The organism is Corynebacterium sp. MSK035 (assembly GCF_030232615.1).
GTDB classification, from domain to species: Bacteria; Actinomycetota; Actinomycetes; order Mycobacteriales; family Mycobacteriaceae; genus Corynebacterium; species Corynebacterium jeikeium_D.
This window is the reverse complement of sequence record NZ_JASPJP010000017.1, coordinates 1-18,342: the sequence shown is the minus strand read 5'-3', so window position 1 is coordinate 18,342 and position 18,342 is coordinate 1. Positions and strand designations below refer to the sequence as shown.

The following is an 18,342-nucleotide window of genomic DNA, read 5'->3' as shown; positions in this document are numbered from 1 at the left end:
ATCCAATTGCTCTACAGCTGAATAAAGAGTGTCGTCAAAAACCTCAAATCGTTTTATATGGCTCCGCAACTTGACGTTCGGTCTTCTTCGACGCTGACACAAATACCTGTACGTCAGCATCTGCTTCAATTTATATGCCACTAGTGAGAGCAACGCGTTCACTTCTTCAGCCAGATCCTGCAGCTATGCGATAGCCGTCTCCCCTTCGGGTGAAAACATCCCGCGGTAGCGCACCCAACAAATCCAGTCGACAGGTACATTTGAGAATAATAGATTCGATAAAGTCGTCCACCTTAGAGTTAATTGACACGTGAGAACCACTCGGTCTTGGCTTTAGAAGCAATGCTCTTTGTCTGAATTCGTTCAGTTATGCCCGTAGCGTGATTTAGGCGGGTACCGATTCGAGGAAAAATAGCGAAGCCTTCATCAAAGCCGCGCTCGTCCCCAGCCGAGACTCGGAGTATTTGACCGTGCTGTTCCATGCACCAACCATTACCGAGGGGCAGAGCGAGAACTATCTGATTACCCTGGCTGTAGGCCAGGACTTTGTCGACGGCCTCGTCAACGGTCATGACACGGAATTTGTAGCCGTGGGCAGTCTTTACCTAAAACTTCGCCGGAGCCAAGTCTCTAAAACTCTGCGCCGTAGTCGTTTAGCCATCCATAGATGCGAGTTCAACCGGAAGGCTCACGTCTTTGTCTTTGAGCGCTGGAAAAGCCACTGTGTAGCCTGTTGTCCAGCTCACCGGATTTCAACTGCTGCGCAATCGAAATACCGTTATTGGAGGCGGAAACTTCCAGGTCATAAATCGCAATATCCTCAGCTTTACGGGAGACTTTCTAATCCGAGCACGCCGCGAAGGTGCGCATGTCGAGGAACCCCTGTGTTGTCCATTCCTTGAGAGATTGTGAAAGCAGAGAAGTATATGGCACAAAGAAACGAATGCGAACCTTGCCGACGTTTTCCTTAGCTACGCGTTCAGCAAGGCGAAGGGCGGTAAACGTCTGACCGTTACCGCAAACCAAGATGAGTTTGCCGCGGTCACGCACGGCAAAACCAGCCATGCCACTACCAACAGCTCCCGCTGGTGCGGGCAAGACTCAAAAGTCTCGCGCTACGAGAAACGAGTTTGGATTTCAGCGCCAAAGCAAACGACAACCCAATTGAAAGGGATTCCGAAATGGCTGCTGAACTGATGCGGTTGGTTGGAATCAGCACATTAGCTGGAGCTTCTTCTGCGTACGAAGGTCGGTGATCAGTGATCGGAATTATAATGCGACTGCCGGGGTTATTCTGGGGCAGACGACGTAGTAAGAGATTGTCCAAACGTTACAAAGAATGAATCGAGCACCGTCGTGGCCAGGCCAGTCGTTGACCTATAGCACATGCACTCTATGGCTATCCACGTGCAGTCGTCAATACGACGAAGACCAAGTTGATGCCAATATCGGAGCCCCTCATATTACTCGTGCGAGCACCGATATACCTCGTTTAACTGAACTTCCGAAGGCCGGTCAGTGCAGAATCATAGTTGACCGTGAAATTTTCCATAGCGATACTGTACTTTATCTTCGGTTGATTCTCATGGAATTTTGAAAACTCAGATGGGAACAAAATTATCCCACAAACCAGATTCAATAGGGAATGATGAGTTAGGGACTTTTACCTACCAAAACTGAATTTTGAAGTTACCCAACATAAAGGGGCTACCTATATGGCGGAGTCAAGAACGAGCTTCAATCTAAAGGAAACAAGAAGAAACGGTAACTCAACGAGAAGAACGGTAAGCTTCCATAACGCCCTCCGCAAAAACGACAAACAAGAAAATTAACTAATAAGTATTTTATAAGCCAATTCAACCTAGAATCAAAAAATAAACGATACAACCGCCTCGCAATCAAAAGTTCCAAACTAGGATAAATTCGAATCAAGTATCATTTGATACCGAATACAGCGCAGAAAAGGGCCAGACCAGCGCCTTATATCACTATCCAAAGGATCTAAGACCACCAAATGCATCGAATAATCGCCATTTTCTTTGAGTTTCTTAAGGAGCGAAGTTGAAACCTGGAAAACTTTCCTAAACTTGCCATCAAAACTAATTATCGAATTATCCCTAACCTTGATGTCAGGCGGCAGGCGATTACCGCTTTCATCAACGGACCAAAATAAAAAATGTCCATCGTTGTTTTCCGGCTTTAAAAAGATTAAATATGCAGAATCATCGGAAAACTTATCAAAATCATTACAGCAAAACGAAAAAGAAATAGAGGGCGAAGGCTTTTCAACATAGTGCATCTTGACGTCTGACACCTCAAATGCAATTGGAATCTGATCAATCATCCTACCCAAAAGCTCGAGCCAGGCAGACATCATCAAATTATAGAGCCCGACAAGCGCATACCAGACGTTTTCCACTGACTCAAGAATCGAATCAGCGTCTTCTAAGCCTTGAACATCGGCGTTATGCGCGACATCATTTCGTAAATCGAATAAAGAATTGAATGTGTTTACCAAATCGATGGCCCTGCTTGAATCTCCATTACTTTCCAAGCGAAAGCACTCGTCAATTCTTTTAGAAAGCTTTTCCCGATCGCCATCAAAATATATAAAAGATAAATCACTAGCTAGTTGCCTAAAGACAGGAAACCTAAGGTTTGCCGACCGCGCCGTCGCCAATTCTTCTGCATATAGTTCTACGTTCTCGGCAGAATCAAATTCTATGGTAGCCATGAAAAGATTTTCATAAGCTGTTTTAATTGTGTCGTCCTTATTCTTCTCAAAAGACGCGATTCCTATAGCAGTTCTCGCAAACTGTTCTTTCGACCACAAGCCTGCGCTTTTAGAATTAATATCGGCACCACGGAGAGCTAGCCTCATTCGTAAGCTCTTATAATATTCAGGGCTCCGTCCACTTAAGATTGAGCTATAGGAGGCACAAAGTGCCCAGAAAGAGATACTCCAACTAGATAATAACGTCAGTGCACTTTCTTCAAAGCCGGAAGCTGCTTTAATAATCGCCGACCTTTGGACACTCTCTTTTTGATATCTAACTACATCAAAATCATTAGCCGGAGAGTTGTTTATCGATAATGAATCGAATCGCTTACTAAAACGAATCCAGCTTTTAATGAAAACCGGGACTGGATCGGGCAATTCAAGAGATGGAGCTACGATGCGATTCGGTGCAAACACTGTTTGATTCGATTGATTTGAGTCGAACCTAAAGAGCTTCTGCAATAAAGAATCGAGTAAAACGCGTATTCTACTTAAATACATTCAGATACCAGTTGCCTAATGAGATCAACGCGTGCCTTATAGAATTTATAGTCAGTTTTGCGCCCATCAAACATATCCCTATTTTTTACAAATTCCTTCTGATATGTTTCCAATATACGTTCCTTTGCAGAACGTATATCATCTGCATTTTTCAATAAACTCGAAAATGCGGCAGTCATAGCATCATAAACTGCAACTGATCTTCTGCCGGTCCTCACATACTTGCCTTCTTCAAGTTTCCAGTAATATAAAGCATCCATACCGAAAACTTCATATATTAGGTTGCATGTTTGTATAAAAATTTCGCCTATCTCGCGTACAATCGGCTCTGTCAGATTTCCATTTCCAAGTACCCAGTACTTATCCAGAAGTTCTTTGAATGTACCGTGTTTTATCAGATTGCGCTGCCGATTTGCAAAAAACCGTAATACGTGCTCTTCCGCAAGCTTTCGATTAACTAAGTTGTCTTCAGTACTCGTTAGGTTACTCGAGCCTAACGAAGGTACCTCAAACCCAGAATTAATAAGCCCTTCTATACCCCACAGTTTATGAAATCCAGTTGATACTTTTACTATTTCCTCAATCTCCAGCCTCAGAGGCCCTTCTTCAACTTTTGCATAGCGCAATTCTTGGGCCGTAAGCTGCATTCCTCCAGTATTTAGGCGCGCGAATACTTCTAGTTTTAAATCAGTTGCAGCATTCTTAGTTCTAGCGGATTCCGTAAGTAAAATAATCGAACTAAGGTATCGCCGATCAATGCCGCTCCGAATCCGATTAGGTAAATCTCGATAACGCATTCCGTTTAAAGGAGCCCATACTTCCAGTCCAGATAAAACCAAATCATTATTATAAAACTCTCGGATAGTAGCCATTCGTTGCTGACCATCCATGACTTCATATCGTGCATATTCAGTTTCGTACAAAAATACCGGTGGAATTGGTATGTTCATAAGGAATGACTCAATAAGCCGAGATTTTTTCTCTTGCGACCATACAACCTTGCGCTGGTATGACGGTGAAAGATTATATTTATCACTGTTTACAAGTGAAGTGGCTAGTTCTGGTAACTGTGTCCGGCCTTGCTCTGTCACAATACGGAATTCTCCGTTTGCATACTCTTCTTCTAAATCGGATGTGATAGGAACGGAAAATTTATTTTCCTTTTTGGTCGGCAGTTGTTCACCATTCAATAGTTTCATTTCTCCTCCAAATTGTTTGTCTTCATCATTCTAATCACATCAAAGCTTACCCGATGGACCGTGTCATCACGCTTTCAAGCTGCTGGAAACAGTCTCACAACCCCAACCTGGCCCGCCGCATCCGACACAGCGTCTACACGCTTCACGGCAGGGTCGGTGCCCCAGCGCTCGTCTGGCAGCGCGCTGACACCTTCACGACCAAAGCCGTCAGTCCCCACCACTACGTGTCCAGCCGCATCCTCACCAGCACCGAAGCCCTCAGCAAGAGCCACAGCGAGATCCGCAACCAAGCCAGCGCCGAACTCAGGGTCCTCGCCCTTATCAATCGCAGCGCGTGAGACAGTGCCGTGATTACCAACAATCACAATGCCGGCAGCCGGGCGGAGCGTCCCCTCCTCATAGTCGACGAAACCGCCGCCCTTCAGCGCCTCCAGCAGTAGCTTGCGGTCAGCAGCGGAAGCCCGCTCTCCCCCATCCTTATCCAGCTCCAACACTGGAGCCAGCGCCTGGCCAGCCTGTCTGCCCGGCTCACGGCGCTCCGGGTCCAGCTGCACATCAGCCGGCAGCGACGTAGAAACCGTGTCCTTCAGCTCGTCCGCACCAGCGGAGGAGAGGAACTTATCGGTCAACTTCAAAACGCCGGCATCTGGGGCACCGGCAGCGCGCAGGGTCTCGGAAACCCCTGCCAGTTGCTCCTCCGTGGCATCGGGAGTCGCGATAACCAGGACGGGCACGTCCTTCAGTGAGCCCTTGACAATCTCCCCGACAATGGGCTCGATGATTCGATTGGCTTCATCGGCACGCGCTTGCTGCGCATCAGCGCGGGCAACAGCGGCATCGCGCTCGGAGGCGGCACCAGTGCCGAAATCAATGCCAGCACCAGCAGGGTTCAGCACATAAGCACCCAGCGCAGCACCTGCCGCCACACCGAGGGCAGCACCTGTAACACCGGCTGTAAACTTCCCGCTCCTGCGCTTCTTCGCCATCGCCCGTCCCTTTTTCCTTTCGCCGACGCCTCAATCAGCACTGACAGCTGAAAACTCAGGCGCTCACAATGCTCAAGATACCGCTATAACTACTTAAACAGCCCCTGGAACCACAGTGCTATGGAGTTCCAGGTATCAATCAGATTCTCGCTGACAGAACCATCACCGGAAGTACCAGCGATAGCGAAGATCACCGCAACGGCGACAAAGATAGCGAGGATTGCCCAGGCCACACCGAAACCACGGCTGTTGACCTGGTAGAGGTCAGCGACCATGCGACCGTCGACAAGCTTTTCCCCGACCTTCAAACGCGACAGCAACGCCGACGGCACGCCGCTTTGATCCTCATCGTGGTAAATGCTGTCGATGTTCTGCGGGGCACCGACGGAGACGACCATGTCGGCGTCGTGATGCGCGGCGAACACCAGCGCCAGGTCAGTGGCGGAATCGGACAGCGCCGGGAAGGTCATGGCACCAATGCCGAGGTCCTGAATGCGCTCAAGGCCTACCGCGTGACCGTCCGGATCAGCGGGCAGGATCACGCAACCGGCAGACCGCAGTGCCTCGGAGTTGATGTTCTCCGGATCACCAATGATGTAGTCCGGCTCGTACTTCAGGTCGAAGAGCGTGTCGGCACCTGCATCGACGCCGATGAGCAGCGGCTCGTACTCGCGAATGAAGTTCTTTAAGTCTTCCAGCGTCTTGCGGTGTCCCTCACCAGGGCTGACCACAACGACCTTGCGGCCACGCAGCGGCTCCGTCTCGTCCGGAATGCCCAGGCCATCAATGTAGAGCGGGGACTCAGTCTTGGCGAACTCCACCAAGTTGCCAGAGAGCGCCTCCAGGCGGTCGACCATGCTGGTGCGCCCCTCGTCGAAGGCGCGCTCCAGCTCGTCCTGGTCGACCTCGTCGCCCTGTCCAATCAGGCGGTCACCGTGGTAGAGCTTGCCGTCGTCAAGCCTGCCGTTCTTGCCGTCCTTGAGCTTCTCAAAGACCTCGTCGCCGACGTTCTGCACCATCTCGATGTCGGCGTCGCGCATCATCTGCGGGCCGTAATTCGGCACAAAACCCGTGGTAAACGCGCCAGTGTTCACCACTGCGGCGACCTTGGCATCAATCAACTGCTGTGCCAGGGGACGCGAGATATCCGGCGCATCGATCACCACGATGTCGCCTTCGCCCATACGCTTCAGCGCACGATCCAGGCGGGAACCGTCCCGCACGGTCCCCGAAATGCCAGGAAGATCTTTTTCGTTCCGAGAGAACAGACTCATGGCACTTAGTGAAACATAAGTGCAGCTACTTGGCCGCGAAGGCGCGCCGAGCTTGATCCAGAAGATCTTGCGCGTGCGCACGTCCGGAGTCCGAATCGTCCAAGCCCGCCATCATCCGCGCGAGCTCGTCAATCCGCTCCTCGTCGCCCAGGCTCGTCACCTTCGACGACACCGCACCCGAACGCGCATCCTTGCTGACCACCAAGTGGGTATCCGCAAACGCCGCCACCTGAGGCAAGTGCGTGACGACGATCACCTGGTTGTTCACCGCCAACTGCTTCAGGCGCTTACCAATCTCCACAGCCGCGCGCCCACCAACACCGGCATCGACCTCATCGAAAACCATCGTGTGTCCGGCCTGTCCTTCGGCGAGGACAACTTCCAATGCCAGCATGATGCGGGAAAGCTCACCGCCGGATGCGGATGAGGCCAGCGGGCGCGGCTCGGCACCCTCGTGGGCACGGAGCTTGAACTCAATGTTGTCCACGCCAGCGGGGCCAAAGGTGTCGGCCTTGGTGATCTCCACCACCAGCGAAGTGTGTGGCATGGCCAAGCCCTTGAGTTCCTTGGTCACGGCCTGTTCCAGGTGCTTCGCGGCCTTTGCGCGGGCCTTGGAGAGCTTCCGCGCGGTGGTGCCGAGCTTCTTCTCCGCCGCCTTGATCTCCGCGGTGAGTTTGTCCAGGGCTTCGCCGGAGACATCCAGCGTGGCGAGCTTGCGCTCCGCCTTATCCCGCCAGGCCAGGACACCGGCGATATCTGGGGCGTACTTGCGGGTGAGGTTCTTAATCTCCACCTGGCGTTGCATCAGCTTGTCCAAGGACTCGGTTTCCTCCGGCAGGCCGGAGAGAAACGCGCCGAGACCAGCGGAGATTTCGGACAGCTGGCTGGTCAGTTCATTGAGCTGGTTGGAAAACTCGGTGAGTTCCTCGTCGTCTGCGGCGGCGAGCTCGTTCGCGGCGGCGCCGAGGAGTTCGGCGGCACCGGAGTCCTCGGTGGCGGCATCCATGCCGGTCGTGCTCACGGCGGCGGCGCCATCGATGGCGGCCAGCGCCACGGCTGCAGCGTCGCGGAGACCATCCAGGTCCTGCATGCGGCGGATCTGGGAGGCCAGGTCCTGGTCTTCGTCCGGTTCGGGTGAGACCGCATCGATTTCTTCGATGGCGAAGCTGAGCTGGTCGGCACGCATGGCCAGTTCGCGGCGCTTGGAGGTCTTCTCTTCTAGTTCTTTGGCCAGGGCGCGCCAGTGTGCACGCTGCTGCCGGTAGGTTTCCAGCGTTGGTGCGATGGTGTCGGCATCCATGCGGTCGATGGCCGCACGCTGCTCATCAGCGCTTTGCAAGCGCAGCTGATCATTCTGGCCATGAATGGCAACCAGACGGGTGGAGACATCCGCCAACGCCGCAGCCGAGGCACTGCGGCCTCCAACCCACGCCCGGGAGCGGCCCTTCGCGGAGACCTGACGGGCAAGCAGGTACTCGTCATTCTCATCGCGTTCGCCGCCGAGTTCAGAAACCACAGCATCGATGGTCGCTGACTCTTCCTCCGAGAGGTGCTCGGTGGACACGCGGCCTTCCACCAACGCCTTGTCTGCGCCGGTGCGCACGCGGCCGGCGTCGGCACGCGCGCCACAGAGCAACTTGAGGCTTGTGACCACCATGGTCTTACCCGCACCGGTTTCACCTGTCAGTACGGTCAGGCCTGGGCTGAATTCAAGCGTTGCATCGGGGATAACACCGAGGTCGCGGATGGAAATCTCAGTCAGCATGGCGCCTGCAATCAGTCCTTCCCTTGAAGTTGGGGTCTCGTCTGCCGTGTTTGGAGGCTATTGGGCTTCGGCGGGGCCGCGCCACCCGGACGTCGGCAAGCGGAACTTGTGCACCAGACGATCGGCGAACGGCTGATCGTCCAGACGCACCCAGCGAACCGGCTGCGCGCCGCGCTCGATTTCGATGCGGCTACCCGGCGGCATGGTGATGTTGCGGAAGCCGTCGAGCACCGCGATGGCCTCGGCGGTGTCGTGGTTGGTCTCAATCGCGATAGTCGAATGCGGTGAGATCACCAGCGGGCGGGAGAACAGCGCGTGGGCGTTGTTGGGCACGACGAGCATAGCGTCGAGCTCCGGCCAGAGTACGGGACCACCTGCGGAGAAGGCGTACGCGGTGGAGCCGGTCGGCGTGGAAATTAGCACACCATCGCAACCGTAGGAACTCACCGGGCGACCATCGACTTCCAAGATGACGTCCAGCACGCCACGGCGGTTGACATTTTCGATGCTGACTTCGTTCAGCGCCCAGCCCGAGCCAATGACGCGGCCGGTGGTGTCACGGACGGTGACGCGGATGGTCATGCGGTCTTCAATACGCCAGGAACGCTTGATGACGCGGCTAATTGCCTCCGTCATGGACTCCTGCTCCCACTCGGCGAGGAAGCCCACGTGCCCCATGTTGATGCCGAGCACCGGCAGGTCAGCCGAGTGCGCAATGTCAGCGGCGCGTAGGAAGGTGCCGTCGCCGCCGAGGACGAGGACGAGTTCGCATCCCGACGCCGCCTGCGGGGAATGCCAGTAGCGCGGGTACTTGCCGAGCGTCGGGTGCGCAGCCAGCGCCTCCGGGTTCTTACCGGCCAGCACGCGGATATCGATACCCGCGGCCTCAAGCAGCTCGGCAGCCTCGGCGGCCATTTCCAGGTTGGCGCTACGGCCGGTGTGCGGGACCAGCAGAATCTCGCGCTTGCCGGCGCTGGTCTTGGGCTTGCTTTCCCGTGAGTGAGTCTTCGCGCTAGTCATTGTGCGGCCCCTCCTCAACAGCCTTGGCGATGGCCGCAGCCATAGCCTCATCACCAATATCGCTGGCGCCGCCGTCTTTCACCAGCCACAGGAAGAACTCCACGTTGCCACTCGGACCCGGCAGCGGGCTGGCCACCGCCGCACGGAAGGACAGCCCCAGAGTGCGGGCGTATTCGGCGACTTCCTGGACAACTTCCTGGCGCAGCGCATCGCTGCGCACGACACCACCGGAGCCAAGGCGCTCCTTGCCAACCTCGAACTGCGGCTTGACCATTGGCAGCAGGTCAGCGCCCTCGTCGAGGCAGGAAACAATCGCTGGCAGGACCAGCTTCAAAGAAATAAACGACAGGTCGCCAACCATGACATCGGCCGTGCCACCGAGAATCTCCGGCGTCAACGTGCGGACGTTAGTACGGTCGAGCACAACCACCCGCGGGTCATCCTGCAAGCGCCAAATCAACTGACCGTAACCGACATCGACGGCGTAGACGGTCTCGACATCGCGGCGCAGGCACACATCGGTGAAGCCGCCCGTGGAGGCACCGGCATCCAACACCTTCCGGCCCTTCAAGTCCAGGCCCTGCGGCTCGAAAGCCTCCAGTGCGCCGAGCAGCTTGTGAGCCCCGCGCGACGCCCAGTTCTCGTCTTCTTCCAGACCACTGACGCGAATGGACACGTCCCCCGTCACCGCAGTCGCGGGCTTAGAGGCGACAAAACCACCGACCTCAACTCGGCCGGCTTTAATCATGTCCACTGCCGCCTCACGGGAGCGAGCAATCTTCCTTCGCACCAGCTCCGCATCGAGCCTGCGCTTAGGAGCTTTCTTTGCCACCGCGTTCACTTTCCTTCCCTGCGTGACGAGCCCAGGGCCTCATACAAAATCTCATGCGCCCGCTCAAACTGCGCGACTCTCTCCTGCGGCGTCGGGGCAGGTGCTGACAGTGCGGCCGCCACCTGCTCGCGGACGTCCTCCGGAGTTACCTCACGCGCGCCGGGCATCGCCGCCGGGCTAGGCGCAGGGCTCGGTACAGATGCAGGGCCGGGTTTCGGCCCCGGCACAGGACCAGCGCCCTGCCCCAGCCCCTGCCCCGGCTTCGGTGCAACCTCACTCATCGGCTATCACTTCCGCCAGGCAGCCAGCGCCGCCTCAGCAGCCGGGCCCTCCGCGCGGACCTGCGCGACCTCGACTGCGCCAGCACGACCAGCCTCAGAGTTCCACACCACATCTACGACCGTCAGCAGAGCCGCCACCGCGGCCTCCGCCGGGTTCACCAACCGAAGATCTTCCATGTCACCGCCAGAAAGAACGATGACACCGGCCTCCGCGTCGTCGTAACGCGCGGTGAAACCAGCCTGCGGAGCCGGACGTGCCTGATCCAGCTCACGATTCAGCGCAGTCATGTCAGCACCGATGAGCGTCGGGCGGTGCTCAGGCGGCGCCGCAACGACATCCATATGCGTGGAAACGCCTGTGACCACCATAAACGTGTCCATCTTTGCCGCATTTCCGCCCGCGATGTCGGTGTCGAGGCGATCCCCAATCGCCAGCGGATTCTTCGCGCCCACACGCTCCGCCGCCTTAATAAACATCGGCGGCTTCGGCTTACCCGCCGACAGCGGCGCCACGCCCGTGGTCGTAGAAATCGCCGCAGCGACCGAACCATTACCAACCAGGAAACCGCGCTCCGACGGCAGCGTCGTATCCAAATTCGACACCAGGAAGCGCGCACCTCGCGACACCGCCAGCGCCGCCTCCGACATCTGCTTCCACGTCATCTCACGGTTGAGCCCCTGGAACACCGCCGCAGGGTTGTCATCAGCGGAATCCACGAGGTTGTACCCCGCCTCACGAGCCAACTGCTTAAACGACTCCGCACCCAACACAAAAACGTTCGAGCCCGGCTCAATGACCTCCGCCGCCATCTCAATGGCCGCCTGCGCCGACGTCATCACATCGTCCGCGTGAACGTCATAGCCCAGCCCATTGAGCTGATCCGCCACCGTCTGCGGCGCGCGCGAGGCATTGTTGGTAATAAACACCATCGGCAGCGCCGCCTCAGTCAGCCCCTCCAGCGCGTTCGGAATCGCCGCGCCACCCTCGTAAATCGTGCCATCCAGATCCAGCAGAGCGGCATCATAGGAAGAAGCGACAGAAGCCATGGGGGTTCATTTCTCCTTTTACGAAATAGGAACGCTTTACGACGAATTGTAGATGCGCAGCCGGATTGCGCCAGCGGTGCGTTAGCGGTGGCTGATGTTGCGAGCCGGCAGCTGGGCTGATTACTTGCTCAGCTCTTCGATGCGCTCGCGAGCATCGAGCATCTGGTCCACATCGATCTTGGCGCAGCGGGTAAACCACACCTTGGCATCATCTTTACGACCGGCCTCCACCAGCGCATCAGCGTAGGCGTAGAACAGACGAGCTGCTTCGAAGTCCTCGCGGTCCGGGTTCAGGTCCTGGGTCTCCAGCTCAACCAGAGCCTCATCAATCTGACCCATATCGCGGCGAGCACCTGCGGCGACAATAGCCAGCTCAGTCTTGGACTCGTTGTCCAGCTGCTTGGCTTCCTCGGAGCGAGCCAGCTCGATGGCCTTCTCTGGACGGCCGAGACCGCGCTCACAGTCCGCCATGACCGCGAGCATGCCAGGGCCACCGGAGATGCGGCGAGCAGCACGCAGCTCCGCCAGGGCTTCCTTCCACTCACCTGCGTGGTAAGCGGCAACACCAGCGGTCTCACGAACGACACCGACGCGACCTGCGCGGTCCTTCGCTGCGCGGGCGTGCTCCAGAGCACGCTTCGGGTCTTCAGCCATCAGGATTGCGGACATAATCATGTGACGAGCAACCTTGTCGGCGTTGTCCTTAGCCAGGCTCTTCAGATCCTGGCGCACGCTCGGGTCGAGCTCATCTGCACGAATGTCATCTGGGAGCTTCGGCTCGTTCTTGCGGGCCTCAATGCGCTCCTCGCGGAAGCCTGGGCGCTGCGGGCCGGTGCGGTGCGTACGCCCCTCATCCTGGAAGCGGCCACCACGGTTGGAGCGACGTGGCTTGCCGCCACGACGGTCGAAGTTGCGGCCTCCCTGGCCACCGCGTCCGCCCGGGCCGCGACGATCATTACGGTCATCGCGATTGTAACCACGACCGCCACGGCCACCGCGTTCATTGCGGTCGCCACGGTTAAAGTCGCGATCATCGCGATCATCACGACGGAAGCCCCGCGAACCACGGGAATCGCGGTTACCGCCATGACCACCGTGACCACCACGGCCACGACCACCTGGGCCACCGCCCTGTCCACGACGGTCGTTGCGGTTGCGCCCGTTAAAGCCGCCCTCACCACGACCATGGGAACGGTTAGACCCGCGGTTTCCGCGATTTCCTCGGCCTTCGCCGGAACGAGGACCTTCGTGCTCAGCCATGAAGTCGGAGCTCCTTATATGTAATGAGTAAAAGAATTTATGTGTTTTCAGGCTACCAGCAACCCCGGATTGCCTGGTGGTCTACCTAAAAGACCAAACTTTCATACTACTGCTAAGACCTGCCCACATTCCAGCCCAGCAAACGCGCGGAACCTGTGGCCTTCCCCACTGCCTGGGACAAATCCCAGACAGCCAGGCCAACCCAGTCGTCGGTGGTGAACTGCGCGGTAGCGGTGGTTCCCTCGACGCGGAGCTCATGCTCAGCATCCGAAAGTCCGTCTGGCACGGCGAGGTTGGCGCCCAGGGCGTCGTTAAGCAATGCCTTGAGTGCGCGGGCATTTCCCTGTTCAGCGCGATGTGCGGCGCGGCGGAAAACGGTGAGCGCTTCCTTGGCGGCATCCTCGGGCGTCACTGTGGTGTCGACGGCGAGGTCAAAGAGGCCTTCTTGCTCGAAGGTTGCGGCCTTGGGCGTCTTGGGCTCGGAACTAGGCGCGGCGGGCGCGGTTTTTGTCGGCGCGGCATTCGTCTGCGCGCGACTACCCGAACCAGCGAAACCTGGCCCCTCCGGCACGGCGGTGCCCTTCTGATACGCGGTGGCGGCGGCGCGGGCACGCTGATCAGCAGCCTCGTTCATGTCGTGGCCAGAGTGTCCCTTGACCCATTCGAGGTGAATATTGCGGCCAACGAGCAGCTGGTCGATGTCCTGCAAAATGTCGACGTTGAGGACAGGTTTACCGTCGCGCTTCTTCCACCCCTTGCGCTTCCACCCCGGCATCCACTTAGTGACAGAGTTAATCACATACTGCGAATCACACAGTACGAAAAGCGGCTCGTCGGGAATGTGCGCGGTGGCGCGGAGGAGCTCGGCGAGTGCGGTGAGCTCCCCGCGGTTATTGGTTCCTTCTTTCCATCCGCCGGCGGCCCAGCAGCTGTCGTCGATATACCAGCACCACCCGGCAGGTCCGGGGTTGTGCAGGGCGGAACCGTCAACAGCAGCAGTAATAGTCATGAGGCTAGATTGTATCGGCTGCGTGGGGCCGGCCAGGAATTGGATTAAGAGCCGTAGCAGGCGACCGGACCGTGCGGCCCCTCGACGATGTCAATCTGGGTATTGAAGATTGGGCTCAGAACCTCCGAACGCATCAGCTCTGCGGTAGGGCCGTGCTCTACAATCTGGCCGTCTTTGACCGCACAGATGTAATCGGCGTAGCGAGCCGCGAAATTGATGTCATGCAACACCACCACCATGGTGCGACCCAACTCGCGCACTGCAGTGCGCAGGTACGACATGATGTCGACCGAGTGAGAAATATCCAGGTTGTTCAACGGCTCGTCGAGAAGCACGTAATCCGTCTCCTGACAGAGCACCATTGCGACATACGCACGCTGACGCTGCCCACCGGAGAGCTCGTCGAGGTAGCGGCCCTGGAGCGCCTCAAGATTGAGGAACTCAATGTATTGGGAGATGATGCGCTCGTCCTCGGCGGTCAGACGCCCCTGGCTGTACGGGAAACGGCCGAAGCTGACCAGCTGGCGCACGGTGAGGCGGGTGACGAAGTGGTTGTCCTGGCGCAGAATCGACAGCACCTTCGCCAGATCCTTCGACTTGGTCTTGCCCACGTTGTAGGGGCCGACGTTGATGTCGCCGGAATCGACGGCAAGGAGGCGGCCAATCATAGTCAAGAGCGTGGACTTGCCCGCACCATTCGGCCCAATCAGAGCCGTAATCGCATTGGTTGGAATTTCCAGGTCAACGGGGCCAATTGACACCTCGCTGGTATAGCTCTTGCTTACACTGTCGAGGAGAATCATAGCCGTCCCTTCTTCAAAACGACGTAGAGGAAGATCGAACCGCCAACCAGCTCGATGATGATGGACACCACGCCCTGGGCATAGAAAACGTGATTGAGGATGAAATACGCACTGGCCAGCGTGACGTAGCCGATTAGCGCCGCCATCGGCAGCACAAAACGATGGTCATAGGTATCCGCAGCCTGGTACGCAATGGTCGCGACCAGGAAGCCGAGGAATGTCATCGGGCCGACCATAGCCGTCGATACTGCCATCAGCACGGACACCGCAACCAGCACGGTGATGGACCGAACCTGGTAATTCACGCCCAGATTCGTCGCGACTTCACGCCCCAACGACATGACATTGAGGGCCCGCGAATGCAGCGCAATCACCACGATTGCCGCGATCACCAGCGGGATCGCCACCGGGAAAAACTCCGGGTCCGCGTTGTTGACAGAGCCGAACAGCCGCGCCGTCAGCAGGTCAAAATCCGAAGGCGTCAGCATGCGCTGCATAAATGTCGATACCGAGCCCAGCCCGCCACCGATAACAATGCCCACCAGCAGCATGCTGTGCATATCCGCGCCCTGCCCAGTCAACAGCCACGCATACAGCACCAGCGACAGCCCCACCATCAGCACGAGCTGCAGCACAAACGCCCCAACCGAGCCGGCATTCATCAGACCCGTCGCCCCGAAGAAGTACACCGCAGCGGTACTGATAGCCACGTACAGCGCTTCAAACCCCATAATCGACGGCGTAATAATTCGGTTATTCGCAATCGACTGGAACGCCACTGTCGCGACGGCATGGCAGCAGGCAACCACGATCATGGCAATTACGGCATCAAGACGCCGGCGCGCAATCAGCCAAAAACCATCCGTACCGAACGGCAACGGGTTGTCCCACGCAAGCAGGCCCGCCGTAAACAACACCGCCAGGCCCGCCAGCGCAGCAATGATAATCCAGTACCTGCGCGCCGCGGCGGCCGTGCTAAACGACGTCGTTTGCGGCCCGGCCTGGTCGGCCACCGTGTGAGTTGAACTGAGATTAAGCACGACGCCGCTCCACAATCAGATAGACGAAGATGGCAGCACCCAGGATGCCGAGAATCACCGATACCGGAATCTCGAACGGGGCGATAATGACGCGGCCAATCAGGTCCGCAATCGTCACAATGGCAATGCCCACCAGGCATACCCAGGGAAGATTGGAGCGCAGATCATCGCCACGGAACATGGAGACGATATTCGGGACGATGAGCCCCAGGAATGGGAGGTTGCCCACCACGACGGTGACCAAACCTGTTGCGATTGCAATCAGCCCCGTTCCCAGGAACACGATTCGCTTGTAGTTCAGACCGACGTTGGTGGCAATGTCCTCACCAAGCCCCGCAACCGTTAACCGATCGCTGAATACGAAGACGATTGCAACCACGATGACGACCAGCCACAGGAATTCGTACTGCCCTTTATAAATGGCAGTAAAAGAGCCTGCGAACCACACGCCTAGCGACTGCAGCATGTCCGTCTGTAACGCAAAGAAAGTCGAAATCGAACTGACTACCGCACCCAACATGATGCCCACGATGGGCACAACCAGACTTGACTTCAAAGCGACACGGCGCAAGAACAGGAAGAACACTGCCGTGCCGATGAAAGCGAAGATGATTGCCCCGCCCATCCGGCCAAGCATCGAGGCCGAAGGAAAGAAATACATCACGAAAATCAGGCCGAGACCAGCCCACTCCGTGGTTCCCGTGGTGGTGGGTTCGACAAACTTGTTGCGCGTAAGTAGCTGCATGACCAAGCCACACATCGCCATCGCGGCACCCGAGAGCACTAGTGCAATGGTGCGCGGTATACGCGTAGTGGCGAACATCTCCCAGCCGTCGTCGGCGCCCAGGATGTCGTATTGGCCTACAAACAGCGACATAGCCACCAGGACTGCCACAAAGGCAATCCCGATGGCTAGTCGGGAATCCAGTAACTTCTGCATAGAGTTGGTGAGGTACTCCTGTGACTGGTCAGAGAACTATTAGGCCTGCTCGAAGGCGTCGGCAAGCCCGTTCAGAATCTCCGTGTACGTGACGATGGACTCGTTGGTGTAAGTGTCCTCTGGGGCGTAGTAGATCTTGCCCTCCTTGACTGCCTTCACGTTCTTCAGCGGAGCGGCTTCCTCGACCACAGACTGTGCCGAACGGTACTCATCGGTACCGCGGACAGAGGTGCCAGCATCGCGGTCAAGCACCATGATGAAGTCCGGGTTTGCCTCAGCGATGGACTCGGCGGAAATCTCATCACCCTGGTGGTCATCGCTGGCCTTGTCGACCTCCAGCGCCGGCTTCATGCCAATCAGGTCGAACAGCGGGCCGAAGGTACGACCAACAGTCGGAGCAATGTAACCGAGGGTGCCGCCCGACGAGTTCAGCGCCATGACCTTCACGTCCGGGTTGTAAGCCTTGCGAGCGCGCTCCAGAGCCTTGTCAAAGTCTGCGATGAGCTGATCGGCTTCCTTCTCCTTACCGAAGATGGCGCCCAGGCCCTTAGCGTGCCGCTTGAGCTCCTCGTCCAGCGGCTTGCCCTCGCGCGGCTCAAACTCCACAATCGCGGAGTTCGGAGCGAGCTTCTTCAGGTCATCGTAGTACTTGCCGAAACGCTGACCGTTCACAATCAGGTCCGGGTCAGCAGCAGCAACAATTTCGAGATTCGGCTCGCGGTGATTGCCGATGTCCTGAACGTCAGGATTGTCCTTGTAGTCGGAAACCGTGAACGGGATAATCGGTTTAGGAGCTGCAGCCAGCTTAATACCCCACTGATCGAGCATCTCGAAGGAACGGTTATCCGTGGCCACAACAGAGTCAATCTCGGCAGGTACGGTCTGCTCACCATGATTATCAGTAACGGTAATAGTAGACTCGTTGCCTGCAGCTGCAGACTTATCCTCGTTACCGGCATCAGTAGAACAAGCACCAAGAACAAGTCCAAGGCTCGCAACAGATGCAACTACGATATTGCGAATACGGCCGGAGTTAGAACGCGCCACTTAAAGGCATCCCTTCGGTCACAGTAGGATTGTTAAACAAACGCCACTTAGACGCCGTTACCCAATCACTTACTTAGGTAATCATTACCTGTGAAACATTAGCTTAGGGTTCCCTATTTAACAAGTAAATACGTTATGAAATTACGCAATATTTAGGGTGGAGTTCTTCTATTTGTTTAGCATTAGCTCATTTGTGCAGGTAAAGGTATGACTGCAGCGTTCGATAACGGGGGTAACTTGGGCCCTACCGAAGGTAGCGTGTGCACTATCGACGCATGTTTGGGCCTAGTTGGGCGTAGTTGGGCCTAGTTGGGGATGAGCTTGCGGCTTTGCTTGTGAGTTGGGGCTGTAGGCGTGATGGAGGGGTTGTGGGCGTGAACGGGGCTGCGGGCGTGGATGGGGGACGCAGATGTGAATGGGGCTGTAGGCGTAAATACGGGCTGCAAAGGTGAAACTGTGTGAGTTTATGACACTTTCAAGCGGGTAGGTTCAGGCGGTGAATGCATCACCACTTTCGACCAGGAGAAGTAGTGAAGCAAACCCGCCGAACGAAATACAG

At 56.7% G+C, this 18,342-nt stretch carries 17 protein-coding genes; all 17 read right to left on the bottom strand.

Annotated features, from left to right (window positions below; translation table 11 throughout):
• Positions 1–299: 299 nt before the first annotated feature.
• The 17 genes from QP978_RS09520 to QP978_RS09440 all read right to left on the bottom strand — a co-directional run bounded on the left by QP978_RS09520 (position 300) and on the right by QP978_RS09440 (position 17,783).
• The gene (locus QP978_RS09520; protein ID WP_150963483.1) at positions 300–572 is read right to left on the bottom strand and encodes a hypothetical protein; all 273 of its coding nucleotides are present in this window, start codon (positions 570–572) and stop codon (positions 300–302) included.
• Positions 573–840: 268 nt separating this feature from the next.
• Entirely contained in the window at positions 841–1,098 is a 258-nt protein-coding gene (locus QP978_RS09515) for a DEAD/DEAH box helicase family protein (RefSeq protein WP_150963481.1), read from the bottom strand.
• An 814-nt stretch (positions 1,099–1,912) separates the two neighbouring features.
• Positions 1,913–3,196, bottom strand: coding sequence for a hypothetical protein (locus tag QP978_RS09510; RefSeq protein WP_150963479.1), 1,284 nt, complete (start codon positions 3,194–3,196; stop codon positions 1,913–1,915).
• 74 nt (positions 3,197–3,270) lie between these two features.
• Positions 3,271–4,479 carry a DUF262 domain-containing protein gene (locus tag QP978_RS09505; protein ID WP_150963478.1) on the bottom strand — a complete coding sequence of 403 codons (1,209 nt, stop codon included), beginning with the start codon at positions 4,477–4,479 and terminating at the stop codon, positions 3,271–3,273.
• 74 nt (positions 4,480–4,553) lie between these two features.
• Entirely contained in the window at positions 4,554–5,465 is a 912-nt protein-coding gene (locus QP978_RS09500; protein ID WP_284857108.1) for a copper transporter, read from the bottom strand.
• An 89-nt stretch (positions 5,466–5,554) separates the two neighbouring features.
• Entirely contained in the window at positions 5,555–6,739 is a 1,185-nt protein-coding gene (gene steA / locus QP978_RS09495) for a putative cytokinetic ring protein SteA (RefSeq protein ID WP_154844206.1), read from the bottom strand.
• Between the two features lie 25 nt (positions 6,740–6,764).
• Complete coding sequence (gene recN, locus QP978_RS09490) at positions 6,765–8,504, bottom strand: DNA repair protein RecN (protein WP_284857107.1); 1,740 nt, start codon at positions 8,502–8,504, stop codon at positions 6,765–6,767.
• Between the two features lie 57 nt (positions 8,505–8,561).
• A complete protein-coding gene (locus QP978_RS09485) occupies positions 8,562–9,524 on the bottom strand; it encodes an NAD kinase (protein ID WP_049171641.1) in 963 nt (320 codons plus the stop codon).
• Entirely contained in the window at positions 9,517–10,356 is an 840-nt protein-coding gene (locus QP978_RS09480; RefSeq protein WP_049171668.1) for a TlyA family RNA methyltransferase, read from the bottom strand. The genes QP978_RS09485 and QP978_RS09480 overlap by 8 nt, the downstream gene beginning before the upstream one ends.
• A 5-nt stretch (positions 10,357–10,361) precedes the next feature.
• Positions 10,362–10,637 carry a hypothetical protein gene (locus tag QP978_RS09475; protein WP_049189958.1) on the bottom strand — a complete coding sequence of 92 codons (276 nt, stop codon included), beginning with the start codon at positions 10,635–10,637 and terminating at the stop codon, positions 10,362–10,364.
• A gap of 6 nt (positions 10,638–10,643) precedes the next feature.
• Entirely contained in the window at positions 10,644–11,684 is a 1,041-nt protein-coding gene (locus QP978_RS09470; RefSeq protein WP_049193446.1) for an HAD-IIA family hydrolase, read from the bottom strand.
• A 120-nt stretch (positions 11,685–11,804) separates the two neighbouring features.
• Complete coding sequence (locus QP978_RS09465) at positions 11,805–12,962, bottom strand: hypothetical protein (protein ID WP_395892555.1); 1,158 nt, start codon at positions 12,960–12,962, stop codon at positions 11,805–11,807.
• A gap of 94 nt (positions 12,963–13,056) precedes the next feature.
• Positions 13,057–13,953, bottom strand: coding sequence for an RNase H family protein (locus QP978_RS09460; RefSeq protein ID WP_284857106.1), 897 nt, complete (start codon positions 13,951–13,953; stop codon positions 13,057–13,059).
• A 44-nt stretch (positions 13,954–13,997) separates the two neighbouring features.
• The gene (locus QP978_RS09455; RefSeq protein WP_070437367.1) at positions 13,998–14,756 is read right to left on the bottom strand and encodes an iron ABC transporter ATP-binding protein; all 759 of its coding nucleotides are present in this window, start codon (positions 14,754–14,756) and stop codon (positions 13,998–14,000) included.
• On the bottom strand, positions 14,753–15,796 hold the full coding sequence (locus tag QP978_RS09450) for an iron chelate uptake ABC transporter family permease subunit (protein ID WP_053087318.1): 1,044 nt from the start codon (positions 15,794–15,796) through the stop codon (positions 14,753–14,755). The genes QP978_RS09455 and QP978_RS09450 overlap by 4 nt, the downstream gene beginning before the upstream one ends.
• A complete protein-coding gene (locus QP978_RS09445; RefSeq protein WP_049171656.1) occupies positions 15,789–16,736 on the bottom strand; it encodes an ABC transporter permease in 948 nt (315 codons plus the stop codon). Before QP978_RS09445 ends, QP978_RS09450 begins: the two co-directional genes overlap by 8 nt.
• Before the next feature lie 39 nt (positions 16,737–16,775).
• Positions 16,776–17,783 carry a siderophore ABC transporter substrate-binding protein gene (locus QP978_RS09440; RefSeq protein ID WP_070767224.1) on the bottom strand — a complete coding sequence of 336 codons (1,008 nt, stop codon included), beginning with the start codon at positions 17,781–17,783 and terminating at the stop codon, positions 16,776–16,778.
• Between the last annotated feature and the right edge of the window lie 559 nt (positions 17,784–18,342).

Excerpts from the sequence above, each read along its gene's own strand:
- QP978_RS09520 (WP_150963483.1), bottom strand. The coding sequence starts at position 572 with ATGACCGTTGACGAGGCCGTCGACAAAGTCCTGGCCTACAGCCAGGGT.
- QP978_RS09505 (WP_150963478.1), bottom strand. The coding sequence starts at position 4,479 with ATGAAACTATTGAATGGTGAACAACTGCCGACCAAAAAGGAAAATAAA.
- QP978_RS09500 (WP_284857108.1), bottom strand. The coding sequence starts at position 5,465 with ATGGCGAAGAAGCGCAGGAGCGGGAAGTTTACAGCCGGTGTTACAGGT.
- steA (WP_154844206.1), bottom strand. The coding sequence starts at position 6,739 with ATGAGTCTGTTCTCTCGGAACGAAAAAGATCTTCCTGGCATTTCGGGG.
- recN (WP_284857107.1), bottom strand. The coding sequence starts at position 8,504 with ATGCTGACTGAGATTTCCATCCGCGACCTCGGTGTTATCCCCGATGCA.
- QP978_RS09485 (WP_049171641.1), bottom strand. The coding sequence starts at position 9,524 with ATGACTAGCGCGAAGACTCACTCACGGGAAAGCAAGCCCAAGACCAGC.
- QP978_RS09475 (WP_049189958.1), bottom strand. The coding sequence starts at position 10,637 with ATGAGTGAGGTTGCACCGAAGCCGGGGCAGGGGCTGGGGCAGGGCGCT.
- QP978_RS09470 (WP_049193446.1), bottom strand. The coding sequence starts at position 11,684 with ATGGCTTCTGTCGCTTCTTCCTATGATGCCGCTCTGCTGGATCTGGAT.
- QP978_RS09460 (WP_284857106.1), bottom strand. The coding sequence starts at position 13,953 with ATGACTATTACTGCTGCTGTTGACGGTTCCGCCCTGCACAACCCCGGA.
- QP978_RS09455 (WP_070437367.1), bottom strand. The coding sequence starts at position 14,756 with ATGATTCTCCTCGACAGTGTAAGCAAGAGCTATACCAGCGAGGTGTCA.
- QP978_RS09445 (WP_049171656.1), bottom strand. The coding sequence starts at position 16,736 with ATGCAGAAGTTACTGGATTCCCGACTAGCCATCGGGATTGCCTTTGTG.